We start from the raw sequence: 26998 nt of genomic DNA on the forward strand, positions 1-26998 counted from the left end.
TCCTCACTCCGCCGGCTCGGGATGACCGACCACGGCCATCGGCTTGAACTCATGCTTGTCCTTGCCGGAGACGCGTTCCGACCACGGGTCGACCTGGGCGTATTTCTGGCTCTCGACGAAGCGGTCGAAATAGGCCTTGCGCTTTTCGGCATCGTCCATGATCTGGGCGCGGACTTCGTCATAGCCGATGCGTTTCGCCCATTTGTAGATGCGCTCCAGATAGCGCGCCTGTTCGCGGTACATCTGGGTGAGCGCCACGATATGCTCCAGCGCCTCGTCCTCGGTTTTCACCATGCCGAGCACCTCGGTGCCCCGGATTTCGAGACCGGCAGCACCCGCGAAATGGATTTCGAAGCCGGAATCGACGCAGATCACGCCGATATCCTTGCAGGTTGCCTCCGCGCAGTTGCGCGGACAGCCGGAAACGGCGAGCTTGAGTTTGGCCGGCGTCCACGAGCCCCACATGAATTTCTCGAGCCTTATGCCAAGGCCGGTCGAATCCTGCGTTCCGAAGCGGCACCAGTCGCTGCCGACGCAGGTCTTCACCGTGCGCAGGCCCTTGGCATAGGCCTGGCCGGAAACGAAGCCCGCCTTGCCGAGATCGGCCCAGACCGCCGGCAGGTCCTCCTTTTTCACGCCCAGCATGTCTATGCGCTGGCCGCCGGTGCATTTGACGGTCGGGATTTCGTATTTGTCGACGACGTCGGCAATCGCGCGCAATTCCTTCGACGAGGTGACGCCGCCCCACATGCGCGGCACCACCGAATAGGTGCCGTCCTTCTGGATATTGGCGTGGACGCGCTCGTTGATGAAGCGCGACTGATAGTCATCGGCGTATTCGCCCGGCCAGTCGCAGACGAGATAGTAGTTCAGCGCCGGCCGGCACTTGGCGCAGCCGCAGGAGGTTTTCCATTCGAGCTCCTGCATGACGGCGGGAATGGTCTTCAGCCCCTTGGCGCGGATCAGGCGGCGCACGTCGTCATGGCCAAGATCGATGCAACCGCAAACCGGCTGGACGGCCGCGGGGTTATAGGCATCCCCCAGCGTCAGCGCCATCAGCTGTTCGACGAGCCCGGTGCAGGTGCCGCACGACGCCGAGGCCTTCGTGTGGGCGCGGACATCATCGAGCGAGGTCAGGCCCTTGTCCTTGATCGCGGTTACGATCTTGCCCTTGCAGATGCCGTTGCAGCCGCAAATTTCCGCGTCATCGGGAAGCGCTGCCACGGCGGCAGCCGGATCGGCGGTGGCGCCGCCCTGATAGGCCTGACCGTAGATCAGCGTCTCGCGCATTTCGGAAACGTCCGTCCCGCGCTTCAGCATGTCGAAATACCAGGCGCCATCGGCGGTGTCGCCATAAAGCACGGCGCCGATCACGCGGTTATCCTGCAGGATCACGCGCTTGTAGACGCCGCGGGTCGCATCGCGCAGCACCACTTCCTCTCGGTCCGGCCCCTCGGCGAAATCGCCGGCGGAAAACAGCTTGATGCCGGTGACCTTCAGCTTGGTGTTGACATGCGAGCCCTTGTATTCCGCCGCACCGCCGGCAAGCCGGTCGGCAAGCACGCCCGCACTTTCATAAAGCGGCGCGACGAGACCGTAGCAGGTGCCGCGATGCTCGGCGCATTCGCCGAGCGCGAAGATCGAAGGATCGGAGGTCGCCATGCCGTCATCGACGACGATGCCGCGATTGACCTCAAGTCCGGCATCCTTGGCAAGCCCTGCCGCCGGGCGGATGCCGACCGCCATCACCACCATGTCGGCGGAGATGATGCGGCCGTCCTCCAGTTCGACGCCCTCGACCCTGCCCTCTCCAAGGATTTTCTTGGTGTTGGCCTTGGTGATGATCTCGATGCCGCGATCGTCGAGCGCCTTTTCCAGGAGATAGGCCGCTGCCGGATCGAGCTGGCGCTCCATGATCGTATCCATCAGGTGCAGCACGGTGACGCTCATGCCGCGTTGCTTCAGCCCGTAGGCCGCCTCAAGCCCCAGTAACCCGCCACCGATGACGACCGCATGGCCCTGCCCCGCGGCAATTTTCAGCATCTTCTCGACATCGTCGAGATCGCGATAGGCGAGCACGCCGGGCAGATCATGCCCGGACACCGGGATAATGAAGGGCGAGGACCCGGTGGCGATCACCAGCCGGTCATAGGAGGCCGTGACGCCATTTTCGGCGGTGACGGTCTTTGCTTCCCGGTCGATCTCCGCGACCTTTGCGCCGCGATGCAGAGTCACGCCGTTCACCTCATACCAGTCATCGCCATGGATGATGATGTCTTCATAGGTCTTTTCGCCCGAAAGCACCGGCGACAGCATGATGCGGTCGTAATTCACCCGCGGTTCGGCGTTGAAGATGGTGACATCATAGAGGCCGGAGGCGCGCTCGAACAGGTCTTCGAGCATGCGGCCGGGGGCCATGCCGTTTCCGATGATGACGAGTTTCTGGGCCATGATATCTACTCCGCTGCGACGCGTTTGTTGCAGGTCTGCCGGCTGATGCGCTGATCGCGCTTCTGCCTGATGGCGGCGAGCTGTTCCTCGGCGGGCGAGGCGCCGCCTTCATAGGCTTCGAGAAACTCCAGTAATTCCTCGCGGTAGGCGTAATAATCCGGATGGTCGAGCAGCGCCTTCCGAGAACGCGGGCGTGGCAGGTCGACCTCCATGATGTTGCCGATGCGGGCATTCGGCCCGTTCGACATCATCACCACCCGGTCGGCGAGCAGAATGGCCTCATCGACGTCATGGGTGACGCAAATGGCCGTGACCTTGGTGCGCGACCAGACTTCCATCAGCACCTCCTGCAGCTCCCAGCGCGTCAGGCTGTCGAGCATGCCGAAGGGTTCATCGAGCAGTAAGAGCTTCGGCGACAGCGCGAAGGCGCGGGCAATGCCGACGCGCTGCTTCATGCCGTTCGACATGTCGGCCGCCGGCCCGTGCATGGCATCGCCAAGGCCGACGCGCTCGAGATAATATTCGACGATATCGCGGCGTTCGGCGGGGCTTGCCTTCGGATAGACCCGGTCAACGCCGAGGGCGACGTTCTCGCGCGCCGTTAGCCATGGCATCAGCGAGGGGGCCTGAAACACCACGGCGCGATCCGGCCCGGCGCCGGAAATCTCGCGGCCATCGAGAATGATGCCCCCGGCATTGATCGGGTTCAGCCCCGCCGCCATGGAAAGCACCGTCGATTTTCCGCAGCCGGAATGGCCGATCACGGAAATGAACTCGCCCTTCTTCATCTTCAGGTCGAAGCCGTCGACGACCGTCAGCGGGCCTTTCGGCGTCGGATAGATCTTGGTGACGTTGGAAAACTCGACATAGCCGCTCTCAATCGGCGACTGGGCCTTCTCGCGATAGGCGGCGGGCAGAGGCTTCGAGGTCGACTTGATCGAAATCGGGACGACATTGGGAAGCGCTTCGACACGGCTTGTTTCCGGTTTGGCGCTGAGGCCGACATCCATCAGATATTCGGTGATCGACGCGCGCAGGCGGATGAAATCGGGGTCGGAATTCATCGCTGCGCGCTCGCGCGGCCGGGCGATATTCACATCAAAGGACGGGCCGAAGGTGGCGTTGGGACCGGGGGTCAGCGGCACGATCCGATCCGCCAGAAGAATGGCCTCATCAACATCATTGGTGACGAGAATGATGGTCTTCTTCTCCTTTTGCGAGATATCGGCCAGCTCGTCCTGCAGCTTGGCGCGGGTCAGCGCATCGAGCGCCGAAAGCGGCTCGTCGAGCAGCAGCAGGTCCGGCTGCATGGCAAGCGCGCGGGCGACCGAAACGCGCTGGCGCATGCCGCCTGACAATTCCGACGGCTTGCGGTCGCGGGCGTGTTTCAGGCCAACCATCGCCACATACCAGTCGACGAGTGCGACCCGCTCCTTTGCCGGCTTGTGCTGATGCACGGCGTCGACGGCAAGCCGCACATTGGCTTCCACCGAAAGCCAGGGCATCAGCGCATAGTTCTGGAACACAATGCCGCGTTTCGGTGACGGGCCTTCGACCGGTGCGCCGCGAAACAGGATTTCGCCGCTATCCGGCCTTTCGAGACCGGCGAGCATCGACATCAGCGTCGTCTTGCCAGCGCCGGAAAAGCCGAGGATCGCGATAAACTCGCCTTCCTGCACATCGAGCGAGATATCGGAGAGCACCGGGTTACGCTTGACGCCTTCGCCAAAGCCTTTTTCGACGTTTCTGAGCTGAAGAATTGTGTTCATCACGCCCTCCTTACCGGTTCGCCGAATAGGTGAAGGCGGTCTGCAGCGCGAACATCACCCGGTCGAGGAAAAAGCCGATCAGGCCAATGGTGATCACCGCGACCATAATGCGGGCGAGCGAATCCGAGGAACCGTTCTGAAACTCGTCCCAGACGAACTTGCCGAGACCGGGGTTCTGCGCCAGCATTTCCGCGGCAATCAGCACCATCCAGCCAACACCGAGGGACAACCGCATGCCGGTGAAGATCAGCGGCAGCGAGGACGGCAGCACCAGCTTGCGGATCGTCGTCCAGGTGGAAAGCTGCAGCACCTTGCCGACATTGACGAGATCGCGTTCAATCGATGCGACGCCGAGCGCCGTGTTGATGATCGTCGGCCAGATGGAACAGAGCGTCACAGTGACGGCGGAAATCACCATGGATTTCGGCAGGAGGTCGCTCGGGTTCTGGTAAAGCGCGGCGACCACCATGGTCACGATCGGCAGCCAGGCGAGCGGCGAAACCGGCTTGAACAGCTGGATCAGCGGATTGATCGCACCCTCGAAGGTCTTCGATAGCCCGCAGGCGATGCCGACGGGAACGGCGATCGCCGTGCCGATGAAAAAGCCGAGCGCGACCGTCATCAGCGAGGTCCAGATCTGGTCCAGATAGGTCGGTTTGCCGGTATAGGGCCGCACTTTCACGCGGTCGGCATAGCCCTCGGCAATCAGCATCTGGTTGCGCTCGTCCTGGCGGGCGTAGAATTCCTCGGCCTTCTGCCGCTCGGCGAAATGATCGTCCGTCAGCACCTCGGCCTGATGGAACACCGCCGCGGGGCCAGGGATGGCGCCGAGCGAGGTCTCGACCTTCGGCGCGAAATAAGCCCAGGCCGCGAGGAAGGCGAGGATGCCCACAAGCGGAACCAGCAGCATCTGCTTCAGATCCGCCCATTGTTCCGACGGCGTGTCGCCGGCGGCAAGCTTCAGCAGCGGCACGACGAAGCCGAGGCCGAAGGGGCCGAGCACTTTGCCGGCCCGGTTGATCCGGGCGATGCGCCGTTCACGCCGCACCGCAATCTCGGGATCGATCATGTCTGTCGCGATCGTCATGATGTCTCTGCTTTCCGTTGGTTTCAGCGGTGCTCAGCGGCCGGCGATCTTGTTGCCGTCGACGATCTCGTCGCCCTTCAGGCCGATCGGGAAGCTGTCGAGATAGGCGTTCGGATGGCGACCGTCATAGGTGACGCCGTCGATGAATTCGCTGGTTGCGGGCTTGTAGCCGTCGGTGCTGAAGGGGAAGTCGGCCTCCCCGGCATGGCCCTCGTCGATCAGCTGGCGGGCCGCTTCCAGATAGAGTTCCGGCAGATAGACCGAGCGGGCGACATCGTCATACCAGCCGTCTTCCTTGGGCTCGGCGATCTGACCCCAGCGGCGCATCTGGGTGAGGTACCAGACGGCGTCGGAATAATAGGGATAGGTGGCATAGTGGCGGAAGAAGACATTGAAGTCTGCGGCCGGGCGCTTGTCGCCCTTCTCATATTCGAAGGTGCCGGTCATCGAATTGGCGATCACCTCGGCATCGGCCCCGACATATTCCGGCCGCGACAGGATTTCGACCGCTTCCTCGCGATTGGCGTTGTTGTTTTCATCGAGCCACATGGCGGCCCGGATCAGGGCCTTGGTGAGCCCAAGCGTGGTCTGCGGGTATTTCTCGGTGAACTCCTTCGTCAGGCCGAAGACCTTTTCCGGGTTGTTCTTCCAGATATCGTAATCGGTGACCACCGGCACGCCGATGCCTTTGAACACGGCCGCCTGGTTCCACGGCTCGCCGACGCAATAGCCATCGATGGTTCCCGCTTCCATCGTCGCCGGCATCTGCGGCGGCGGGGTGACGGAAAGCAGCGCATCGGCCTGGATCTGGCCGGAGACATCGCTCGGCGAATAATAGCCGGGATTGATGCCGCCAGCAGCAAGCCAGTAGCGCAGCTCGTAATTATGGGTGGAGACCGGGAAGACCATGCCCATCTTGAACGGCTTGCCCTCGGCCCGGTAGGCCTCGACCACCGGCTTCAGCGCATCGGCCTTGATTGGATGTTCCGGCTTGCCATCGGGACCTGCAGGAATATTCTCCTTCATCTGGTCCCAGACCGCATTGGAAACCGTGATCGCATTGCCGTTCAGATCCATCGAGAACGGCGTGACGATATCCGCCTTGGTGCCATAACCGATAGTCGCCGCCAGCGGCTGGCCGGCCAGCATATGCGCGCCGTCGAGCTCCCCGGTGATCACCCGGTCGAGCAGCACCTTCCAGTTCGCCTGCGCCTCGAGCGTCACGTAGAGGCCCTCATCCTCGAAGAAATGCATCTCCTTGGCGATCGCCAGCGGCGCCATGTCCGTCAGCTTGATGAAGCCGATGGTGAGTTCGTCCTTTTCCGGAAACAGCATTTCGGCATGGGCGCCCGCGGCCGTGACGGCGAGCGAACAGAGCATGGTGACGGAGCAAAGGAAATGGCGCATGGCGTCCTCCAGATGGATCGGGAATGTCGGAAAAACGAAAAAAGCCGCCTAACGGTCCTCGGGCCAGTTCTGGCTCGAATGCGTTGGCGGCGTTGCCTGGCACCCTCCATTGGGCGCCGAATTCTTGAGACTTATGGAAACACACTATGTCGCTTCAGACAAGCGGCATCAGCAGATTTTTGCATAAAAAATATCTTCAGCAGAATACTGCCTATATTTTATGCACTTGCATTCGAGAAGAGCATACTGAGGTCTCGGCTGATAAACCCCACCCTACCCATACCGGGTCATCCTCGGGTCAAGCCCGAGCATGATGCAGGTGGAGGGGTAGAATGGCCAGCAAGGAAACACGACAGATGGCTAAACCGGACAGCAGTGAGCTTGTCCCAAGGATCTAACCACAGTTCCGCACGAACGGCGTAGGCATTTCATAATAGACTGTATTCAAACAGACTTTTTATCCGACCAGCCTGTCGCATTGAGACGTGCCTAGATGCTCGGGGCAGGCCCGAGCATGAAGACGAAGTGTGGCGCGGGCTTTGTCAGCAGCGTGCTCAGATCGCCGCCCTCTGCTGTGCGATGTAGGCACCCACCTGATCGGGGTCGAATATCTGCCCGTCGAAAAAGCCATCCGGGCCGAGAATGAGGCCACCGGCGCTCGCCCCCACGGGCGTCGGCACCTTGAGCGCGCCTTCCACCTTCAGGCTTGCGCCCGGCAGCGGTGTATGCAGTGGCTGCAACGCCTTGCGATAAATATCCGGCCGATAGCTCATTTTCGCGATCGCGGCGTTTGCGGCCGAGTGATCGCAAAGCCCCCAGCGCACAAGCTGGCTGTAGAACCAGAGCGCATGGCTCTGCCAGGGGAAGGTCGCGGCCTTGGCGGAGGTCAGGAAGAAATCCTCGACCGCGCGGTCCGCCGTTTCGCTGATCGCGACCGTGCCGGAAAGCAGCGGCTGCAGCACCGCGGCATCGACATTGAGGTGATGCGGTTCGGAGAGGATTGCCGCCAGTTCGCCATGGTTTTCGGGCCTGGCCGACCATGCCGACGCCCGGTAGAGGCTGCGCAGCAGCGCCGCCACGGTCTCCTCGTTTTGGACGGCAAAATCGGCCGGCAGGGCCAGCACCTTCTCCGGGCTGGACCGCCAGATCTTCGCCTTGACGGTGACGATCCGCGCCGCGCCGCGCCGCGCGGCAATCGTGTTCCACGGCTCGCCGGCGCAATAGCCATCGATCCGCCCGGCCTCGATCGCGTCCGGCATGAAGGGCGGCGGCAGCACCACGATTTCGATGTCCCGATCGGGATCGATGCCGTTGGCCGCGAGCCAGTAGCGCAGTTCGAGATTGTGCCCGGAAAATACGTAGACAACGCCGAAGCGCAGCGGCGGCAGACCCTGTGTCTTTCTGGCCGCGATCACCCGCTTCAGCGCGGCGCCCGCCCTGGCGGGATCGAGGTCGCTTTCATCGCCCTCCGCCTCCATCGCCGCGCCAAGGGCCGCCGACACCGTCACCGCATTGCCGCCAAGCCCGAGAGCAATTGGCGCCACCAGTTTCGGCGACAGCGGAAACAGGCCGAGATTGGCCGCGATCGGCATCGGCGCCAGCACATGAGCGGCCTGCAGGCTGCCGACGGCCAGCCGGTCGCGGATCGCGCTCCACGAGGTTTCCCGCGTCAGGCGGACATTCAGTCCCTCCTCGACGAAAAAACCTTTCGCCTCGGCGGCCAGAACGATGGCGCTGTCGAGAAGCGGCACAAATCCGATTGAAAGGTCCTGCATCTTCATCTCTCCAGCATCTCGAACGTCATAATCAGGCTCTGCGCCACATCGACAATCTTGCGGTTCTGATCCATCGCCGTGCGCCGCAGCAGCGCATAGGCCTTTTCCTCGTCCATGCCGCGCGATTTCATCAGCAACGCCTTGGCACGGTCGACAACCTTGCGGTTTTCAAGCTGGCTCTTCGCCGCCTCCAGTTCCTGCGCCATGCGCGAAAACGCGTTGAAACGGGAAATCGCCATGTCGAGGATCGGCTTGACCCTTTCCTGTTTCAGCCCGTCGACGACATAGGCCGAAACCCCGGCCTCGACCGCCGCATGAATGGTTTCGGCATCGGAGCGATCGACGAACATCGCAATCGGCTTCTTCACCGATCGCGACAGCACGAACAGGCTTTCGAGCATGTCTCTATTGGGGTTTTCGATGTCGATCACGATCACATCCGGCGACAGGCGCTCGATCGTCCGGGCGACGCCGACCAGCTCCTCGACGACGGTGACATTATGGTGGCCGGCCTTGAGCAGCCCGTCCCTGATAATGGCGGCGCGGATCGCATTTTCATCGATGACAAGGATCGCCAGATCACTGGTGTTCATGAGACGGCTTCCGCAATAGGTTCAGTAGACATCACGCATATAGCGCTTTTCCCGGGCGAGCGACCTAACGTAGCCCTCGGCTGCCTTGGGCGAAAGCCCGCCATGCGTCCGGGCGATGGTTTTCAGCGATGCATCAACATCCTTTGCCATGCGGCTCGCATCGCCGCAGACATAGAAGTGCGCACCCTCCTGCAGCCACTTCCATATCTCGCGGCCGTTTTCCGCCATGCGGTGCTGGACATAGATCTTCTCCGCCTGGTCGCGCGAAAAGGCGGTGTCGAACCGGGTGAGCAGGCCGCCCGCAAGCCAGGCCTCGATCTCGTCACGATAGTAGTAGCCGCTCTCGCGAGACTGCTCGCCGAAGAACAGCCAGTTGGGCCCGGTCGCCCCTGCCGCCTCACGGTCCTGCAGAAAGGCGCGGAACGGCGCGATGCCGGTGCCCGGCCCGACCATGATCGCCGCAGCTCCCGGATCGGCAGGCGGGCGGAAATGCGCCTGTTTCTTCACCGAAACGTGCACCGGCGCCTCCGCCGCCCTGTCGGCCAGAAACGCCGAGGCCACGCCCTTGCGGCTCTTGCCGTGTCGGGCATGGCGCAGCACCGAAACCGTCAGATGGATTTCGTCCGGACTCGCCTTCGGACTGGAGGCGATCGAGTAAAGCCGCGGCTTGAGCTTTTTCAGATGGTCGCAGAATGCCTGCCCGTCGACGGGTTTCGGCGCGATGGCGACAATGTCCGCGATCTGCCGGCCCCACAGCCAGTCATTGAGGGCGTTCCGGTCGGCCGTGCCTGTGAGCGTCTTCAGCGTTTCATCGCCGCTGACATCCGCCCACCATTCGAGGAAACCCGAATGCGGCTGGCCGATCTCGAAATGATCGCGCAAGGCCTCGCCGATCCCGATGTCATGGCCGTTGATCCCGGAGATTGGCGTTTCCGCCGGCAATTGCAGAGAGGCCAGGATTTCATCGACAAGCTCGGGACAGTTGCGCGGCATGATGGAAAGCGCATCGCCCGCCTCGTAAGCCGCCGCGCCATCGACCTGAAACCCGAACTGGCGCACCTCCTTGGCGCTGCCGGAACCGCTCAGCAACCGGTTGACGCTGAGCCTGGCCGCCAGGGTTTCGGTTGGCTTTCGCCCATTGGGCCGGGAGCCGGGCTCCGCTGCGGCTGCGCCTTTCGAAGGCACGGAAAGAGCGGCCATCGCCGCTGCAACCGCGTCCGTCTCCTCGCCCGCATCCAGCGTGCGGCAGGCCGCCAGACGCGCCGCGCCGAGCGCTTCAAGTCGGGAATCCAGTTTCCGCCCGAAACCGCAGAACTGATCATAGGAACTGTCGCCCATCGCCACCACGGTATAGCTGAGGTCCTCAAGTCGAGGTGAATCCTCGCGCGAAAGCGTTGCCCAGAAATCGGCCGCATGATCGGGCGGGTCGCCATCGCCGAAGGTGCTGACGATGAAAAGCACCGGGTCTTTGGTCGCAAGATTATCCAGCGAGACGGCGTCGAGCGGACGCAACACCATACGGTAACCTGCCGCGCCAAGCGCACCACAGAGATCGGAGGCCGCCATTTCCGCAGTTCCCGTCTGCGAGGCGAAAAACACGGAGACTTTTGGCTGTGTCGGGTCCTCGTCTCTCTGCCTGGCATCAATTTCGGCGGGCATGTCCTCAGCCTTGCGCCGCGCATCCGTCGGCGCATCGGGCTCCGCCGCCGCCACGCGGGCGAGCGCGACCGCCGTCACCTTGAACTCCGGCTGCAGCGAAATCGGATCGACGGCATCGCCGGTCACTGCATTGACCGCCAGTTGATCGCCGAACACGTCGTTCCAGTGAAACGGCGCGAACAGAGTGCCCGGCGAGACCCTCTCGGTGATGATAACGGGCAGCACCGCGCTACCGTGGCGCGAAGTCACCGAAACGCGGTCATTGTCGCCAATCGCAAGCGCCGCCGCATCGGTCGGGTTGATCTCGATGAAGGGCGCGGCGTTGAGCTTGTTCAGCTTGGCAACCTTGCCGGTCTTGGTCATGGTATGCCACTGGTGCTGCAGGCGACCGGTGTTAAGGATCAACGGATAATCGTCATCCGGCATTTCGGCCGGGCCGGAATGCGGACGCGGCCAGAATTTCGCCCGGCCGCTTTCGGTGGCGAATTTCAATCCTCTATCCGGCGCGCGGTAGCGGATCGGATTGCGCGTGGTTTGGCCGGTCTGGGATGCCGGCCACTGGATGCTGCCGTTGCGCAGCCGCTCATGCGTGACGCCGGAAATGTCGTAACCGGTCGCGGGGTTGGAGAACTGCCGGATCTCCTCGAAGACCTCTGCCGCGCTGTCATAGGTGAAGGCGTCCTCATAGCCCATGGCGCAGGCGACTTTCGCGATGATCTGCCAGTCCGGCAACGCCGCGCCAGGAGCTTTCGCTGCCGCCGCTGTCAGCGCCATGTTGCGCTCGGAATTGACCATCACGCCGTCGGCTTCGAACGACACCGCCGCCGGCAGAAGGATATCGGCATAGGGCGTTGTCTCGGTCTCGGCAAAGGCATCCTGGACCACCACGAACGCCGCCCGATCGAGCGCCGCCGTCACCGTCTTGCGATTGGAGACGCTTGCGACCGGATTGGTGCAGATGATCCACGCCGCCTTGATGTCGCCCGCCGCCATCGCCTCGAACATGGCAATGGTGCCCGTTCCCTCCTCGGCACGGATGATGCCGGGCGCGATGCTCCAGCGCGCCTCGCAAAAGCGCCGGTCGGCCTCCACCAGCGCCGAGCGCTGCCCCGGCAGGCCGGGCCCCATATAACCCATTTCGCGCCCGCCCATGGCATTCGGCTGCCCGGTCAGCGAGAAGGGACCGCTGCCGGGTCGACAGATCTTTCCCGTTGCAAGATGCAGATTGCAGATCGCATTGGTGTTGAACGTGCCCTGGACCGACTGATTGAGCCCCATGGTCCAGAGCGTCATGAACCCGCCTGCGGACAGCAAGAGCGCGGCAGCGGCCTTGATGCTCTCGGCGGAGAGGCCGGTGATCGCTGCCACGCGTTCCGGCGCATAGTCGGCGAGGAAGCCCAGCATATCCGCCCAGCCATCGGTATGGGCGTCGATGAAGGCCTGATCGATGCCCCCTGCCTCGACAATCAGATGCAGGATGCCGTTGAAAAGCGCGAGATCGGTTCCGGGTTTCGGCGCGAGATACAAATCGGCCTTCTCGGCGGTGGCGGTGCGCCGCGGATCAACGACGATCAGCTTCGCACCCTGCCTGACCCGGTCCATCATCCTTAGAAACAGGATCGGATGGCAGTCGGCCATGTTCGAGCCGATCACCAGAAACAGATCGGCCTTCTCGATGTCGTCATAGGATCCCGGCGGCGCGTCCGCGCCCAGAGAGAGCTTGTAGCCGGAACCCGCGCTGGCCATGCAAAGACGTGAGTTGGATTCGATATGGCGCGTGCGCAAAAACCCCTTGGCGAGCTTGTTGGCGAGGTACTGCGCCTCCATCGACATCTGGCCGGAGACATAAAGGGCAACCGCGTCCGGCCCGTGTTCATCGGCAATGGAGCGCAGCCTTCCGGCCGTCTCGGCGATCGCCGCATCGATGGATACGGCTTCCGGCGCAACGCCCTCGCCCCGGACAAGCGCTCCTTCGAGACGGCCGGGCGCGGCGATCGCCTCATGCGCGGTCTTGCCCTTGGTGCAGAGCCGCCCGCGATTGGCCGGATGGTCCTTGTCGCCGGAGAGCCTGACAATCCGCCCGTCCTCGACATCGAGCACCACGCCGCAGCCGACGCCGCAATAGGGACAGACGCTCTTGACGGTTTCTACGCCCATCGCCACCCCCTGCGTTGCAGAGCGCCGACGACTAACGGGAACCGGAGATGACGCGCAGAATGGTTCACATGCCGGGGTGGCATCGGCTTTCCTCGCTGTCTAAAATGAAAACAAAAAAGCCGCGGCATCGTTCGAAGCGCTCCCTTTCAAGGAAACGGTTCTCGGATCCGCAGCTTTGCGATGGAATGCCCGCCATTGGACATTGATAGGTTCAACGATAGTCCGACACGCGGCGACTTTCAAGTCCGCCGGCTGAATTGCGGAAGCGGGCCACCACAAGGAAGGATAACAGCGCGATGCCGGTAAAGATCAAACGGGTCTACGACGAACCCGACAAGGCGGACGGCCTGCGCGTTCTCGTTGACCGCCTCTGGCCGCGCGGGCTTACGAAGGACAAGGCCCGCGTCGATCTCTGGGCAAAGGAGGTCGCGCCCTCAAGCGACCTGCGAAAATGGTTCGCGCACCGGGAAGACCGGTGGGACGATTTTCAACGGCGCTATCGCGCGGAGCTTGCGGAAAATGGCGCGCTTGATGAGCTGTGCGCTGAAAGCGAGGAAAACACCGTGACATTGCTCTATGGCGCCCGCGACCAACGCATCAACCACGCGCGCGTACTGGCGGCCGTCATCACGGAAAAAAGCGGGCGCCAGGCCGAGGCGGATCGGCCGAGAGAGATCGCGGTGGAAGTTTCCTCGCCGCCCTGTTTTCTGCACGAGCTCGACGCGTCCTGGCTCGGAACGGAAAGCGGCGGCGACAGCGGCGAACCTGCACATCGCGAGATCGATGGAGAGCCTTCCATCCCCAAGTCCGATCGCTCTCGATAGCGCTTACGGCGAACGCCCGCCAGACGAGACGATGCTGAACTCGTCGCCTGCTATCATGCCATCCTCACGCACGGTCAGTCGCCAGCGGCGGTTGCCGATGCGGAATGACAGGCGCCAGTGTCCCTCGTCATCGCCATCTCCCTGCTCCACCGAAGACCGCACCAGCCCGCGCGCTGTCATCGCGTGCAGATCGTCGACACTGAGACCAAAGCGATGGGCGAGCCTCTCCGCGCTGATTTCAAACTGCCCATCTGCATTGCGCACGATGAACGCCCCGGTTTCCTGAGCAGTCATGCTCCCTCCCCGTTTGTCACCTGCCCCGCGGGACGGACAAGATCGCCATACCCGATCGGGCACAATCCTGTCGTATCCTCGCCGCGATGAAAGCCGATCGCCAGACGGAAGGAATGGGCAATCCGCATGGCCCTGTCGAGAAACAGCGAAGCCACCTCTTCCGGACAGAACGTGTCAACAGTTTCGGCAAAAAGCTGCAGCCAACGCTCGAAATGCCGCCTTTCGAGCTCGGGGATCGCAAGATGCGGCGGCAGCGGACGGCCCTGATAGCGCGCCGTGCGCAACAGCGTCGCCGACCAGAAGTCGCACATCCGCCCAAGATGGCGCGGCCAGTCATCGGCGGCGATCCGGCTATTGAAGACCGGCCCGAGCAGTGGGTCTTCGCGGATACGGTCATAAAAGTCGTGCACTACGGCGGCGATCATCGCTTCGTCCAGAACCTCGGGAAGCGGCTTGCCGTCGATGATCACGGTACGCTCCGGCGCGGATCGTCCGTTCATATCTGATTCTCCTTCACGAATGCCCGGTTTCAGCCCGGCGGGCGATGCGCCTTGACCCTTGCAGGGTCCGTCTCGATCGGTCCTGCGCCGATCAGATCGAGGCAATAGGGAATTGCCGGAAAGACCGCGTTCAGGCAAAGCCTTATCGAGGCCGGGCGGCCCGGCAGGTTGACGATCAGGCTCTTTCCGCGCACGCCGGCGGTCTGGCGCGAGAGGATGGCCGTCGGGGCCTGTTCCAGGCTGATGCGCCGCATCAGTTCACCAAAGCCCGGCAGTTCCTTTTCCATTACGGCCTTCATGGCTTCCGGCGTCTCATCGCGCGGCGCAGGGCCCGTGCCGCCGGTGGTCAGGATCAGGTCGGCGCGAACGTTGTCGCACAGCTCCGTCAGCGTATCCCGCACCGAGGCAACCCCGTCCGGCATGATGACGCGGTTCAGGGTATAGGGCGACGTGATGGTTTCAGCCAGCCAGGTCACGATCATGGCGCCGCTTTGATCTTCATATTCACCGCGGCTGGCGCGGTCGGAAATGGTCAGTGCGACAATCAGCATCTTATCCTCCAAGCACGGACATCGTCCGCGCGATGCCATCGATGTGGGTATTCGTAATTGAAAACGCGTGTCCCTCAGGCTTCAGGGCCACCGCACGCGAAATCTGTGCGTCGACCGGCCGGTCATCGGCGCTCGCCCGCAAGGCCTCCCTGAGGCCGATCCGGCCTTCATTACCCATGCAGGTATAAAGATCGCCGGTGGCACTGACCCGCAGGCGGTTGCACGCGGTACAGAAATCGCAGGAAAGCGGCGTAATGAACCCCAAAATGCCGCCCGTTTCCCTGACCCTCACATAACGCGCCGGACCGCCGCTGCTCACGGCAAGCGGCTCAAGCGTCCAGCGTTCCGAAAGCGTCTCACGCAGATTCGACAGCGACAGAAAGCTCTCCCGGCGATCATGCCGGCCCTCGCCGAGCGGCATTTCCTCGATCAGCGTCAGGTCCATGCCCCGGCAATGGGTAAAGCGGATCAGGTCATCCACCTCATTCTCGAAGGGACCGCGCATGGCAACCGCATTGATCTTGACCTTCAGGCCCGCCGCCTGCGCCGCCTCCAGGCCGGCAAAGACCCGTTCGATCCGCCCCCAGCGGGTGACTTCGCGATAGCGCTCGGAATCGAGCGTATCGAGCGAGACGTTCACCCGGCGCACGCCATTGGCGAAGAGCGCCTCCGCGTAGCGATCGAGCAGCGTGCCGTTGGTCGTCAGCGTCAGCTCGTCGAGTTTGCCGGTTTCTAGATGAGCGCGCAGCATGGAAAACAGCGTCATGATGTTCTTGCGCACCAGCGGCTCGCCGCCGGTGATCCTGATCTTGCGCACGCCGCGCGCCATAAAGATGCAGGCGAGCCGATAAAGCTCCTCAAGGTCGAGGATCTCACGGCGCGGCAGGAAGGTCATGTTCTCGGACATGCAATAGGTGCAGCGCAGGTCGCAACGGTCAGTGACCGACAGCCTGAGATAGTTTGCAGTCCGGCCGAAACCGTCAACAAGCGGACGCGGTGTGACCTCTCTTGTCGGGCGTTCATGCCACATCGCGCACCCGCCTTGCTTCACCAATCGCCTTGCAACTCCACGTCAGGACAGCCTCGGCATCCGCCGGCAAAGGCTCGGATAAACCGCCTGAAAATGCCTGCCAGCCATCGAGATAGGGCTGTTTCACCGAGGTCAGGATCGGCACGTCCGCCACGAAGGCGGCCTCGAAAACCGAGCGCAGCCCGCCGCCCCGCTCTTCCCCCTTGCCGAAACGGTTGAGAATGAGGAGGTCGGGCTGCGTCCTGATCCGAACTTCGGCAAACACTGCCACGTCCGAAAGCGCGTTGAAATCCAGCCTGCAGCCGCGCGCATGCGCGCCGAGCGCCTGCATGATCTGCCAGCGTTTGCCGGTGACGATGTCTTCCAGATCGACCGCGCCGCAGCACTGGCCCTCGACATTCTCAGCATGCTGAACGAGGCCTTCAACCCGATATCCCTTCGCAATAAGCCGCCGCGCCACCGTTTCCAGGACCCGGTCGGCGGCGTCATCCTGCATGAACGGGATGAAACCCAGCGGCTTGCATTCACCCGTCGCTCCTTTTCCGTCCGCCATCACAAACCTCTTTGCCTTACTGCACCAGCGGCCCGTCGGCGCCGGCGATCTCGATGCCCTCGATTTCGGCTTCCGCCGCCAGAACCGCGATGAACTGTTGCACCGCCTTCGACCAGGCCGCAGCTTCCAGCCAGGCGGCAATGCGCGGCCTGACCGCATCGAACGGCAATTGCTCCCCCTCGATGCGCCGATCCATGCGGATGATGTGGAAACCGTAGCGGGTTTCAACCGGTGAACCGGTCACCTCCCCCTCCGGCAACCGCATCAGCACCGCCTCGAATTCCAGCACCGTGCTGCCCGGCGTAAGCTGGCCGAGATTGCCGCCCTGTTGCGCCGACGGGCAGGCCGAACGCGCCCGCGCCAATTCGCCGAAGTCAACGGTGCCTACTTCAAGGTCCGCAATCATCTGCTCGGCCTCGGCGCGTGCCCGCCGCCGGGCGGCCTCGTCGGCCGGGTTTGCGGCAAGCAGGATATGACTTGCCGCGAAGATCGGTTCAGAGCGGAAGCGGTCCCGGTTGTTGTCGTAGAACCGGCGGCATTCGGCGTCGCCGGCAGAAGGCGCATCGACCGATGCCTCGATCAGCGCCCGGATCGCGGCATCCTCGGCGGTTTCGGTCTTCCCGTCGGAGGTTGTCTCCGGTGTACCGATCACCTGCTGCTCGGCTGCCTTTTGCAGCAACAGTTCGCGGATGACGAGCGCTTCCGCCGCAGCCTTCAGCGCCGCTCCGGGATTGTCAGCCGGGTGGTTCTGGGCTTCGGCAAGGATGGCGCTTTCGGCGATCGCGACGCCATTGACGGAAATTTCGGAAAACACCGGTCGCGCCTTCGGCGGTATTTTCGTGTCGACGGCCTGATAGCCGCCGCCGTGCTCGGGTCCGGCACCGGAGGACTTCGGCTGTTGCGGTGTGAAGAGGTTGACCATTTCTCGTCACTCCGCCGGTTTGCCGTTGATACGTGATCCGTCACCCTTCTGCCGGGCGACCTGATAGCCGGGACGCCAGATGTAGCGCACCGGAACGCTGAGCATGTGCACCAGCCGCGTGAACGGGAAGATGAGCAATATGGTGAGGCCCAGCAAAATATGCGCCTTGAAGATCCAGGCCGCTTCGGCAACGTAGGATGAGGCGGCGAAGTTGAAGGTGAAGATTCCCTGCGCCCAGCTCATGAATTTCACCATTTCATGGCCATCGAGATGGTGCAGCGACACCGGGATCGTGCCGAGACCCAGCAGAAGCTGCAGCCAGAGCAGAATGATGATCATGGTGTCGCTGACAGTCGAAGCGGCCCTCACCCGCGCATCGAACAGGCGGCGATGGACAAGCAGCGTTGCGCCGACAATGCCCATCACCCCGGCAATGCCGCCGGCGACGACGGCCAGCAACTGCTTGGCCCCGTGGCTGATCCCGAGCGCATCGAAGATCCAGATCGGCGTCAACAGCCCGACAACGTGGCCGGCGAAAATGACCAGCACGCCGACGTGAAAGAGCACCGATCCCCAGATGAGCTGCTTGCGTCGCAGCAGTTGCGACGAGCCAGAGCGCCAGGAATAGGGCTCGCGATCATAGCGGATAATGGTGCCGAGGATCAGCACCGTGAGCGCGATATAGGGATAGATGCCGAAAACGAGGGTGTTGAGATAGGCTGACATGGTCTGTCTCCTAGTTCGAAACGGAGCCGGCGACATCGCCGGGTTGACGGTCTGCCGCGCGCATGCGGGTTCGAAGCCGGTCCGGCCCGCACGCGCCCTCGCCGGCATTGCCGCCGAAGGTGACAGCTTCTTCCTCCCAGATGCGGTCAAGCGCCTTGAGGTCGTCGGGATCGTCTTCGGGTGCGGCCATCAGCTCCTTCAGAAGCTTCTGGTCAGCCTCAGCCGATGACAGCAGGGACAGCACGGCGAAGACCGATGCATAGACGGATTCCCGCTTCTTCAGCCGCTCGCCGATCGCCTCGGTGATGTGCGCCGTCTGGCCGAGCAGGTCTTCCGCCTCAGCTCTGGGGCGGGTGGAGAGAAACTCGAGGAACAGCGGCAGATAGTCCGGCAGTTCCTTGGCGTCGATCTCGAAACCGCCCGTCTCGTAAAGCGCCATCAGATCGACCATGGCCTGGCCGCGATCCCGGCTTTCGCCATGGACATGCTCAAAGAGATGCAGCGACAGCGCACGGGTGCGGTCGAAGAGATGGACATAGCGTTCCTGGACCGCGTAGAGATCGCGGCCCGCAAGATCGTCGATCAGCCTGCCGAGCGCCACGGCAACGGCCTCCGGCACCGCGGAGGATGCCAGCGCCGCCTTCAGCTCGGGCAGGTCGTCAAGCAGTTCCCGCTCCGGATAGGACAGAAGCAGGGAGGTAATTTTCAGGGCAATGTTCATCAGACCTGCTCCTTGAAAATATCGGTTGGCGTCGGCACCACCTTGCGGCGTCCGGCGCCGAAGAGTTCGGTGTCGCTGTTGCCGCCCGAGCAACCATTGCCGAAGGAGAAGCCGCAGGAGCCGCGCACATCGTAAGCGTCCTCGGAAACCTCGCGGTGCGTGGTCGGGATGACGAAACGGTCCTCGTAATTGGCAATCGCCATCACGTGGTACATGTCCTCGATCATCTGGCCGGTGAGGCCGACGCGTTCGGCGATCGCCTTGTCGTCGACGCCGTCGACGGTTTTCGAACGCATATAGGCGCGCATGGCAAGCATGCGTTCCAGCGCGTTCACCACCGGCTCCTCCTTGCCCGCCGTCAGAAGATTGGCGAGGTAGCGCACCGGGATGCGCAGCGATTTCACGTCCGGCATATCGCCATCGAGACCAAGCTTGCCGGCTTCGGCGGCCGACTGGACCGGCGAGAGCGGCGGTACATACCAGACCATCGGCAGGGTGCGGTATTCCGGATGCAGCGGAAACGCCACCTTCCAGTCGATCGCCATCTTGTAGACCGGTGAATTCTTCGCCGCCTTCAGCCAGTCTTCCGGCACGCCGTCCCTGCGGGCCTGTTCGATGACGGCCGGATCATTCGGATCGAGGAACACCTTGAGCTGTTCTTCATAGAGATCCTGCTCGTTTGCCGTCGAGGCGGCTTCCGAGATCCGATCGGCGTCGTAGAGAATGACGCCGAGATAGCGGATACGGCCGACACAGGTTTCCGAGCAGACCGTCGGCTGTCCGGCCTCGATGCGCGGATAGCAGAAGATGCACTTTTCCGATTTTCCGGTATTCCAGTTGTAATAGATCTTCTTGTAGGGACAACCCGACACGCACATGCGCCAGCCGCGACATTTTTCCTGGTCGATCAGAACAATGCCGTCATCCTCGCGCTTGTAGATCGCGCCGGAGGGACAGGCGGCGACGCAGGTCGGGTTCAGACAGTGCTCGCAAAGGCGCGGCAGATACATCATGAAGGTGTTTTCGAACTGGCCGTAAATTTCCTTCTCCACGCCTTCGAAATTCACGTCCTTCGACCGCTTCTCGAATTCGCCGCCGAGGATTTCCTCCCAGTTCGGACCCCATTCGATCTTCTCCATCCGCTCACCGGTGAGCTTCGAGCGCGGCCGGGCCGTTGGCATGGTCTTGCTTTCGCCAGCGGTCTGGAGATGTCCGTAATCAAAATCGAAGGGTTCGTAGTAGTCGTCGATTTCCGGCAAGTCGGGATTGGCGAAGATCTTGGCGAGGATGCGCCATTTGGCGCCCATCTTCGGCTCGATCCTGCCGTTCTTCTTGCGAACCCATCCACCATTCCACTTCTTCTGGTTTTCCCATTCCTTGGGAAAGCCGATCCCCGGCTTGGTCTCGACATTGTTGAACCAGGCGTATTCAACGCCCTCGCGGTTCGTCCAGACATTCTTGCAGGTGACGGAGCAGGTGTGGCACCCGATGCATTTATCGAGATTGAGCACCATGCCGATCTGTGCACGGACCTTCATTCTGCGGCCTCCTTTTCTGCAAGGCTTGGGGTATCGTCCATCCAGTCGACATTTTCGAGCTTGCGGACGACGACGAATTCATCGCGGTTGGCGCCTACGGTCCCGTAGTAGTTGAAACCGTAGGACTGGTGGGCGTAACCGCCGATCATGTGGGTGGGCTTCGGGATCACGCGGGTGACGGAGTTGTGAATGCCGCCGCGCTGGCCGGTCAGCGGTGAGCCGGGCGTGTTCACGATCTTTTCCTGCGCGTGGTACATGAAGATCGTGCCGTCCTTCATGCGTTGGGAAACAACCGCGCGGGCGACGAGCGCGCCATTGGCGTTGTAGACCTCGACCCAGTCATTATCGACAATGCTGGCGCGGGCAGCATCCGGCTCGGAAATCCACACCACCGGCCCGCCGCGATTGAGCGTCAGCATCAGCAGGTTGTCGGTATAGGTGGAGTGGATGCCCCATTTCTGGTGCGGCGTGATGAAGTTCAGCACCAGATGCGGCTGGCCATCGAGACGCGCCTCGATCGCCGGCGTCACGGTTCCGGTATCGATCGGCGGGCGGTAGACGCAGAAGGCCTCGCCGAAGGCCCGCATCCAAAGATGGTCCTGATAGAGCTGCTGCCGCCCGGAAAGCGTGCGCCACGGGATCAGTTCGTGAACATTGGTGTAGCAGGCGTTGTAGCAGACCTTTTCCGATTCCAGCCCCGACCATGTCGGCGAGGAGATGATCTTGCGCGGCTGGGCGACGATGTCGCGGAAGCGGATTTTTTCGTCCTCTTTCGGAAGCGCCAGATGGGTGTGGTCGCGCCCGGTGATGGCCGAGAGCGCTTCCCAGGCCTTGACCGCGACCTCGCCATTGGTTTCCGGCGCGAGCGACAGGATCACCTCGGAGGCGTCGATATCGGTCTCGATTCTCGGACGGCCTTTCGAGGCGCCCTCTTCCGTCACCGTGCCATTCAGCTTGCCGAGCAGGCCGACTTCATCTTCGGTGTTCCAGGAAATGCCTTTGCCGCCATTGCCGAGCGTATCGAGCAGCGGACCGACGGAGGTGAAGCGCTTGTAGAGATTGGGATAATCCCGCTCGACCACGGCAACCGTCGGCATGGTCTTGCCCGGAACCGCATCGGTTTCGCCCTTCTTCCAGTCCTTCACATCGAAGGGCTGGGCCAGTTCGCCGGGGGTGTCGTGCAGGGTCGGCACCAGCACGATATCCTTTTCGACGCCCAGCACTTCCGGCGCGACCTCGGAAAACGTCTTTGCGATACCCTTGAAGATTTCCCAGTCCGAGCGCGACTGCCAGGCCGGATCGGCCGCACTGGTCAGCGGGTGGATGAAGGGGTGCATGTCGGAAGTGTTGAGGTCGTTCTTCTCGTACCATGTCGCCGTCGGCAGAACGATGTCGGAATAGACGCAGGTGGTCGACATGCGGAAATCGAGCGTGACCAGAAGGTCGAGCTTTCCTTCCGGCGCCTCGTCATGCCAGACAGCCTCCTTGACCTCCTGACGGCCCTCGTCGCCGAGGTCCTTGCCGAGCAGGCCATGGGATGTGCCAAGCAGGTGCTTGAGGAAATATTCATGCCCCTTGCCCGACGAGCCAAGCAGGTTGGAGCGCCACACGAACATGTTGCGCGGCCAGTTCTCCTCCGCGTCCGGGTCCTCGCAGGACATGGACAGCGTGCCGGATTTCAGCGCTTCGGCCACATAAACGGCAGGCTTTTGGCCGGAGGCTTCCGCCGCGCGGGCGACTTCCAGCGGGTTGGCGCGCAATTGCGGGGCGGATGGCAGCCAGCCCATCCGCTCGGCGCAGATATTGTAGTCGATCAGCGTGGCATCCCACGGGCCTTCGGGCGCGGTCGGCGACAGAAGCTCATCCACCTTCACGGTCTCGTAGCGCCACTGGTCGGTGTGGGCATAGAAGAACGACGTCGAGTTCATGTGGCGCGGCGGGCGCTGCCAGTCGAGGCCGAAGGCCAGCGGCAGCCATCCCGTCTGCGGGCGCAGCTTCTCCTGGCCGACATAATGGCTCCAGCCGCCGCCGGACTGCCCGATACAGCCGCACATCACCAGCATGTTGATGATGCCGCGGTAGTTCATGTCCATGTGGTACCAGTGGTTCAGCCCGGCGCCGAGAATGACCATGGAACGGCCATTGGTCTTTTCCGCGTTGCCCGCAAAGGCGCGGGCGGTGGCGATGATCTGTTCGCGCGGAACGCCGGTGATCTTTTCCGCCCAGGCCGGCGTGTAAGGCGTTGCATCATCGAAGGAGGTCGCGACATTCTCGCCGCCGAAGCCACGGTCGAGCCCGTAATTGGCCACGAACAGGTCGAACACCGTCGCGACAACCGCCTCGCCGTCTGCCAGCGCGACGCGGCGAACCGGCACCTTGCGCGCCAGAACGTCGTCATGGTCCGTGCCCTCGAAATAGTCGTGCGCCCGACTGCCGAAATAGGGGAAGGCGACGTCTTCGACATCGTCATGCTTTTCGGCAAGGCTCATCACCAGATTGATATCGCTGCCCGCGCCATCCTTCTGCTCGAGGTTCCACTTGCCCTTCTCGCCCCAGCGATAGCCCGCCGACCCGCGCGGCGCGACGACGGCACTGGTCTTTGCGTCGAAGCCGACCGTCTTCCATTCGGGATTGTTGCTTTCGCCGAGACCATCCTTGAAGTCGGAGGCGCGAAGGAAACGCTCCGGCACGAGGAGGCCGTCCTTCTTCACCAGCCGCACCAGCATCGGCATGTCGGTGTAGCGGCGACAGTAATCGTCGAAATAGCCGACCGTCCGGTCGAGGTGGTACTCGCGCAGGATCACGTGGCCGAGCGCCATGGCAAGCGCCGCGTCAGTGCCCTGTTTCGGGTGCAGCCAGAGATCGGAGAATTTCGCGGCTTCCGAATAGTCCGGCGAGACGACCACCGACTTCGTGCCCTTGTAGCGCACCTCCGTATAGAAATGCGCGTCGGGCGTTCGGGTCTGTGGCACGTTGGAGCCCCAGAGCATCAGGAAGCCGGCATTGTACCAGTCGGCCGATTCCGGCACGTCGGTCTGCTCACCCCAGGTCATCGGCGAGGCCGGCGGCAGGTCGCAATACCAGTCGTAAAACGACATGCAGGTGCCGCCGAGCAGCGACAGGTAGCGGGACCCGGCCGCGTAAGAGACCATCGACATCGCCGGGATCGGCGAAAATCCGATGACGCGGTCGGGCCCCCACCTCTTCGCGGTATAGGCATTCGCCGCCGCGATGAGCTCGTTGACCTCGTCCCAGGTGGCGCGCACAAAGCCGCCGAGGCCGCGCACCTTGATATAGTCGGCGCGCTTTGCCGGATCCTCCTGAATGGCGCGCCAGGCGGCGACCGGGCTCTTGTCAGCACGTTCCTTGCGCCAGAGCTTCAGGAGCCGCGCGCGGATCAGCGGGTATTTCACCCGGTTGGCAGAATACATGTACCAGCTGTAGCTCGCGCCACGCGAACAGCCGCGCGGCTCGTGGTTGGGCATATCCGGCCTTGTGCGCGGATAGTCGGTCTGCTGGGTTTCCCAGGTTACGATCTCGCCCTTGACGTAAATCTTCCACGAACAGGAGCCCGTGCAGTTCACCCCATGGGTGGAGCGCACGATCTTGTCGTGCTGCCAGCGCTTGCGATAGGCGTCCTCCCAGTCGCGGTTTTCATTGGTGGTGACGCCGTGGCCATCGGAGAATGTGCCGACATTCTTGCGCGCCAGAAAGTTGAGGCGGTCGAGGAGAAGAGACATGATCCGTTCCTTTGTTTCGGGCGATTAGCAGGGCACCGGCGCATTGCGGCGGGTGTAGTAGAAGAAGGTCAGCAGGGCGCAGAGCACGTAGAAGATGCCGAAGCCCCACAGCGCCATATCCGGTCCGCCGGTCATCGAGATCGAGGTGCCGTAGGATTTCGGAATGAAGAACGCCCCGTAGGCTGCGATTGCCGAGGTGAAGGCGATGATTGCGGCGCTCTCGCGATCCGTCTGCTTCTGCAGAGCGCCCGCATCCAGTTCCGGCATCAGCCGCGGCACTTCCTGGCGCATGATCGCCGGGATCATTTGGAAGGTCGACGCATTGCCGACGCCGGTGAGGAAGAACAGCGCCATGAAGCAGGCGAAGAAGGCCCAGAAGTTGCCGCCCTCACCGCCATGCGGCAGGAATTGCAGCACGCCGACCACAGCGACGAACATGCCGACGAAGGTCCAGAAGGTCACCCGGCCGCCGCCGAAACGATCGGAAATCCAGCCCGTGCCCGCCCGGCTCAGCGCACCGACCAGCGGGCCGAGGAAAGCGTAGGACAGAGCATTGACCTCGGGGAACTGGGTTTTCATCAGCAGCGGGAAACCCGCCGAATAGCCAATGAACGAGCCGAATGTGCCGGTATAGAGAATGCACATGATCCAGTTATGGAAGCGGGAGAAGATCACGGCCTGATCGGCAAAGGAGGCCTTCGCCGAGGCGATGTCGTTCATGCCGAAATAGGCGGCGACGGTGGCGGCGATGATGAACGGCACCCAGACGAAACCGGCATTCTGCAGCCACAGCCTTCCGCCATCCGACAGCGCCTGCGGTTCGCCGCCAAGCGCGCCGAAGACGCCCATGGTGATAACGAGCGGCACCAGGAACTGCATGACCGAGACCCCGAGATTGCCGAGACCGGCATTCATGGCCAGCGCATTGCCCTTTTCGGCCTTGGGGAAGAAGAAGCTGATATTGGCCATGGACGAGGCGAAATTGCCGCCGCCGAGACCGCACAGAAGCGCCAGAACCAGGAAGATCAGATAGGGCGTTTCCGGGTTCTGCACCGCATAGCCGATGCCCATGGCCGGCAGCAGCAGCGAGGCGGTGGAAAGCGTGGTCCACAGCCGTCCGCCAAAGATCGGCACCATGAAGGAATAGAAAATCCTGAGCGTGGCGCCCGAAAGACCCGGCAACGCCGCCAGCCAGAAGAGCTGGGCATCGGTGAAATTGAAGCCGATGGCAGGAAGCCGCGCGACCACGACCGACCAGACCATCCAGACCGAAAAGGCCAGAAGCAGCGCGGGAATGGAAATCCAGAGATTACGCTTGGCGATCTTCCGCCCGGACTGTTCCCAGAAGGTCTTGTCCTCTGGGTTCCATTCGGTGAGCGTCGCTGCGGAAGTCTTCGGCGTCATGCCCTCGAATTCCGGCAGCTCCGGCAGGGTGTCGGTCGTGGCCCGGTTGCGGCGCTCCATCTGCCGGATGGAGAGATGCATCCATGTCAGGGCTACCAGCACCAGCACGAACAGGAAGGCGAAGCAGGTGGTGTAGACGCCGGTCAGGTCCAGAAGCGTGCCGAACACGATCGGCAGAACGAAGCCGCCAAGACCGCCGATCATGCCGACGAGACCGCCGACCGAGCCGACATTTTCGGGATAATAGACCGGGATATGCTTGTAGACCGCCGCCTTGCCGAGGCTCATGAAGAAACCGAGACAGAAGATCATCAGCACGAAGGCGCCGAAGCTCATCGCCGTCGTAAAGATGATGTCCCCGCCCTTGGCGTGGATCGTGTAGCTGGTCGGCGGATAGGACAGCATGAACAGCAGCAGCAGCGCGAAGCCGAAGGTCCAGTACATCACCGAGCGTGCGCCGAACCGGTCGGCCAGATGCCCACCATAGGCGCGGAACAGGCTCGCCGACAGCGAGAACGCGGCCGCCGCCATGCCCGCGGTGCGGATATCGACGCCGTAGACATCAACGAGGTAGTGCGGCAGCCACAGCGCCAGCGCGACGAATGCGCCGAAGACGAAGAAATAGTAGAGCGAGAAGCGCCAGACCTGCAGGTTCTTCAGCGGCGCAAGCTGGGCCGCGACCGTGGTGGCCTTCGCGCCGGAACGCCGGCGGGCTTCGAACACCGGGTCATGTTTCGAGAACACGAAAAAGATAACGGCAATGGCCGCCAGAGCGAAGGCCCAGACATTGGCGACCGCCTGCCAGCCGAAAGCCACCATGACGAAGGGCGCGCCGAATTTGGTTACCGCCGCGCCGACATTGCCGGCGCCGAAAATGCCGAGCGCCGTGCCCTGCTTTTCCGGCGGATACCAGTGCGACACATAGGTGACGCCGACGGCAAAGGAGCCGCCGGCGAGACCGACGCCAAGGGCGGCGAGCAGAAACAGCGGATAGGTCGTGGCGCTGGTCAGAAGAAAGGTCGCCGCCGCAGCCAGCAGCATCTGCAACGGAAAAACCAGCCGTCCGCCATATTGCTCGGTCCAGATGCCGAGCATCAGCCGCGACAGCGAGCCGGTGAGAACCGGCGTCGCCACCAGAATGCCGAACTGGGTTTCGGAAAGGCCGAGTTCGCCTTTGATCTCGACCCCGATGATGGCGAAGAGCGTCCAGACCGCGAAGCAGACCGTGAAGGCCACCGTGCTGAGACAGAGCGCCCGACGCTGGTCGTTTCGCGAAACACCATCAACTGCAGACATG

At 62.6% G+C, this 26998-nt stretch carries 19 protein-coding genes; 1 reads left to right on the top strand and 18 read right to left on the bottom strand.

The window, feature by feature from the left end; all coding sequences use genetic code 11:
* Positions 1–3: 3 nt before the first annotated feature.
* The 7 genes from nirB to TM49_RS04170 form a co-directional block, all read right to left on the bottom strand.
* On the bottom strand, positions 4–2451 hold the full coding sequence (gene nirB / locus TM49_RS04140) for a nitrite reductase large subunit NirB (RefSeq protein ID WP_045679659.1): 2448 nt from the start codon (positions 2449–2451) through the stop codon (positions 4–6).
* 5 nt (positions 2452–2456) lie between these two features.
* Complete coding sequence (locus tag TM49_RS04145) at positions 2457–4220, bottom strand: ABC transporter ATP-binding protein (RefSeq protein WP_045679660.1); 1764 nt, start codon at positions 4218–4220, stop codon at positions 2457–2459.
* 10 nt (positions 4221–4230) lie between these two features.
* A complete protein-coding gene (locus tag TM49_RS04150; RefSeq protein ID WP_045679661.1) occupies positions 4231–5307 on the bottom strand; it encodes an ABC transporter permease in 1077 nt (358 codons plus the stop codon).
* Between the two features lie 33 nt (positions 5308–5340).
* On the bottom strand, positions 5341–6714 hold the full coding sequence (locus tag TM49_RS04155) for a CmpA/NrtA family ABC transporter substrate-binding protein (protein ID WP_045679662.1): 1374 nt from the start codon (positions 6712–6714) through the stop codon (positions 5341–5343).
* Between the two features lie 554 nt (positions 6715–7268).
* Positions 7269–8489 (bottom strand): CmpA/NrtA family ABC transporter substrate-binding protein, encoded by a 1221-nt coding sequence (locus tag TM49_RS04160; protein WP_144409470.1) that lies wholly within the window; start codon positions 8487–8489, stop codon positions 7269–7271.
* A 2-nt stretch (positions 8490–8491) separates the two neighbouring features.
* Positions 8492–9082, bottom strand: coding sequence for an ANTAR domain-containing response regulator (locus TM49_RS04165; RefSeq protein ID WP_045679664.1), 591 nt, complete (start codon positions 9080–9082; stop codon positions 8492–8494).
* A gap of 21 nt (positions 9083–9103) precedes the next feature.
* Positions 9104–12898 carry a bifunctional nitrate reductase/sulfite reductase flavoprotein subunit alpha gene (locus TM49_RS04170; protein WP_045684744.1) on the bottom strand — a complete coding sequence of 1265 codons (3795 nt, stop codon included), beginning with the start codon at positions 12896–12898 and terminating at the stop codon, positions 9104–9106.
* 296 nt (positions 12899–13194) lie between these two features.
* Between TM49_RS04170 and TM49_RS24030 the strand changes: the two genes are divergently transcribed.
* The gene (locus tag TM49_RS24030; protein ID WP_082074875.1) at positions 13195–13722 is read left to right on the top strand and encodes a DUF488 domain-containing protein; all 528 of its coding nucleotides are present in this window, start codon (positions 13195–13197) and stop codon (positions 13720–13722) included.
* Between the two features lie 3 nt (positions 13723–13725).
* Here TM49_RS24030 and TM49_RS04180 read toward each other — a convergent pair whose 3' ends face one another.
* Genes TM49_RS04180 through TM49_RS04230 form a run of 11 tightly spaced genes read right to left on the bottom strand, consistent with a single transcriptional unit; the run spans position 13726 to position 26997 of the window.
* Positions 13726–14016, bottom strand: a complete 291-nt coding sequence (locus tag TM49_RS04180) for a DUF6522 family protein (protein ID WP_045679665.1) — start codon at positions 14014–14016, stop codon at positions 13726–13728.
* Positions 14013–14516 (bottom strand): group III truncated hemoglobin, encoded by a 504-nt coding sequence (locus TM49_RS04185; protein WP_045679666.1) that lies wholly within the window; start codon positions 14514–14516, stop codon positions 14013–14015. The genes TM49_RS04180 and TM49_RS04185 overlap by 4 nt, the downstream gene beginning before the upstream one ends.
* Before the next feature lie 29 nt (positions 14517–14545).
* Positions 14546–15067 (bottom strand): molybdopterin adenylyltransferase, encoded by a 522-nt coding sequence (mog, locus tag TM49_RS04190; RefSeq protein ID WP_045679667.1) that lies wholly within the window; start codon positions 15065–15067, stop codon positions 14546–14548.
* Between the two features lies 1 nt (position 15068).
* Positions 15069–16097: a GTP 3',8-cyclase MoaA gene (gene moaA / locus TM49_RS04195; protein WP_045679668.1), complete on the bottom strand. Its 1029-nt coding sequence runs from the start codon at positions 16095–16097 to the stop codon at positions 15069–15071.
* Positions 16087–16650 (bottom strand): DUF2478 domain-containing protein, encoded by a 564-nt coding sequence (locus tag TM49_RS04200; RefSeq protein ID WP_052699708.1) that lies wholly within the window; start codon positions 16648–16650, stop codon positions 16087–16089. Before TM49_RS04200 ends, moaA begins: the two co-directional genes overlap by 11 nt.
* Positions 16651–16666: 16 nt before the next feature.
* A complete protein-coding gene (locus tag TM49_RS04205) occupies positions 16667–17572 on the bottom strand; it encodes a peptidylprolyl isomerase (protein ID WP_045679669.1) in 906 nt (301 codons plus the stop codon).
* A gap of 6 nt (positions 17573–17578) precedes the next feature.
* The gene (gene narI / locus TM49_RS04210; RefSeq protein ID WP_045679670.1) at positions 17579–18298 is read right to left on the bottom strand and encodes a respiratory nitrate reductase subunit gamma; all 720 of its coding nucleotides are present in this window, start codon (positions 18296–18298) and stop codon (positions 17579–17581) included.
* Between the two features lie 10 nt (positions 18299–18308).
* Complete coding sequence (gene narJ / locus TM49_RS04215) at positions 18309–19019, bottom strand: nitrate reductase molybdenum cofactor assembly chaperone (protein ID WP_045679671.1); 711 nt, start codon at positions 19017–19019, stop codon at positions 18309–18311.
* Positions 19019–20557 (bottom strand): nitrate reductase subunit beta, encoded by a 1539-nt coding sequence (gene narH, locus TM49_RS04220; RefSeq protein ID WP_045679672.1) that lies wholly within the window; start codon positions 20555–20557, stop codon positions 19019–19021. Before narH ends, narJ begins: the two co-directional genes overlap by 1 nt.
* The gene (locus TM49_RS04225; protein ID WP_045679673.1) at positions 20554–24297 is read right to left on the bottom strand and encodes a nitrate reductase subunit alpha; all 3744 of its coding nucleotides are present in this window, start codon (positions 24295–24297) and stop codon (positions 20554–20556) included. Before TM49_RS04225 ends, narH begins: the two co-directional genes overlap by 4 nt.
* A 24-nt stretch (positions 24298–24321) precedes the next feature.
* Positions 24322–26997: a nitrate/nitrite transporter gene (locus TM49_RS04230; RefSeq protein WP_045679674.1), complete on the bottom strand. Its 2676-nt coding sequence runs from the start codon at positions 26995–26997 to the stop codon at positions 24322–24324.
* Position 26998: the final 1 nt, after the last annotated feature.

It is taken from the genome of Martelella endophytica, assembly GCF_000960975.1.
GTDB classification, from domain to species: domain Bacteria; phylum Pseudomonadota; class Alphaproteobacteria; order Rhizobiales; family Rhizobiaceae; genus Martelella; species Martelella endophytica.

Coding starts and splice junctions, on each gene's coding strand:
- nirB (WP_045679659.1), bottom strand. CDS start 2,451: ATGGCCCAGAAACTCGTCATCATCGGAAACGGCATGGCCCCCGGCCGC.
- TM49_RS04145 (WP_045679660.1), bottom strand. CDS start 4,220: ATGAACACAATTCTTCAGCTCAGAAACGTCGAAAAAGGCTTTGGCGAA.
- TM49_RS04150 (WP_045679661.1), bottom strand. CDS start 5,307: ATGACGATCGCGACAGACATGATCGATCCCGAGATTGCGGTGCGGCGT.
- TM49_RS04155 (WP_045679662.1), bottom strand. CDS start 6,714: ATGCGCCATTTCCTTTGCTCCGTCACCATGCTCTGTTCGCTCGCCGTC.
- TM49_RS04160 (WP_144409470.1), bottom strand. CDS start 8,489: ATGCAGGACCTTTCAATCGGATTTGTGCCGCTTCTCGACAGCGCCATC.
- TM49_RS04165 (WP_045679664.1), bottom strand. CDS start 9,082: ATGAACACCAGTGATCTGGCGATCCTTGTCATCGATGAAAATGCGATC.
- TM49_RS04170 (WP_045684744.1), bottom strand. CDS start 12,898: ATGGGCGTAGAAACCGTCAAGAGCGTCTGTCCCTATTGCGGCGTCGGC.
- TM49_RS24030 (WP_082074875.1), top strand. CDS start 13,195: ATGCCGGTAAAGATCAAACGGGTCTACGACGAACCCGACAAGGCGGAC.
- TM49_RS04180 (WP_045679665.1), bottom strand. CDS start 14,016: ATGACTGCTCAGGAAACCGGGGCGTTCATCGTGCGCAATGCAGATGGG.
- TM49_RS04185 (WP_045679666.1), bottom strand. CDS start 14,516: ATGAACGGACGATCCGCGCCGGAGCGTACCGTGATCATCGACGGCAAG.
- mog (WP_045679667.1), bottom strand. CDS start 15,067: ATGCTGATTGTCGCACTGACCATTTCCGACCGCGCCAGCCGCGGTGAA.
- moaA (WP_045679668.1), bottom strand. CDS start 16,097: ATGTGGCATGAACGCCCGACAAGAGAGGTCACACCGCGTCCGCTTGTT.
- TM49_RS04200 (WP_052699708.1), bottom strand. CDS start 16,650: ATGGCGGACGGAAAAGGAGCGACGGGTGAATGCAAGCCGCTGGGTTTC.
- TM49_RS04205 (WP_045679669.1), bottom strand. CDS start 17,572: ATGGTCAACCTCTTCACACCGCAACAGCCGAAGTCCTCCGGTGCCGGA.
- narI (WP_045679670.1), bottom strand. CDS start 18,298: ATGTCAGCCTATCTCAACACCCTCGTTTTCGGCATCTATCCCTATATC.
- narJ (WP_045679671.1), bottom strand. CDS start 19,019: ATGAACATTGCCCTGAAAATTACCTCCCTGCTTCTGTCCTATCCGGAG.
- narH (WP_045679672.1), bottom strand. CDS start 20,557: ATGAAGGTCCGTGCACAGATCGGCATGGTGCTCAATCTCGATAAATGC.
- TM49_RS04225 (WP_045679673.1), bottom strand. CDS start 24,297: ATGTCTCTTCTCCTCGACCGCCTCAACTTTCTGGCGCGCAAGAATGTC.
- TM49_RS04230 (WP_045679674.1), bottom strand. CDS start 26,997: ATGTCTGCAGTTGATGGTGTTTCGCGAAACGACCAGCGTCGGGCGCTC.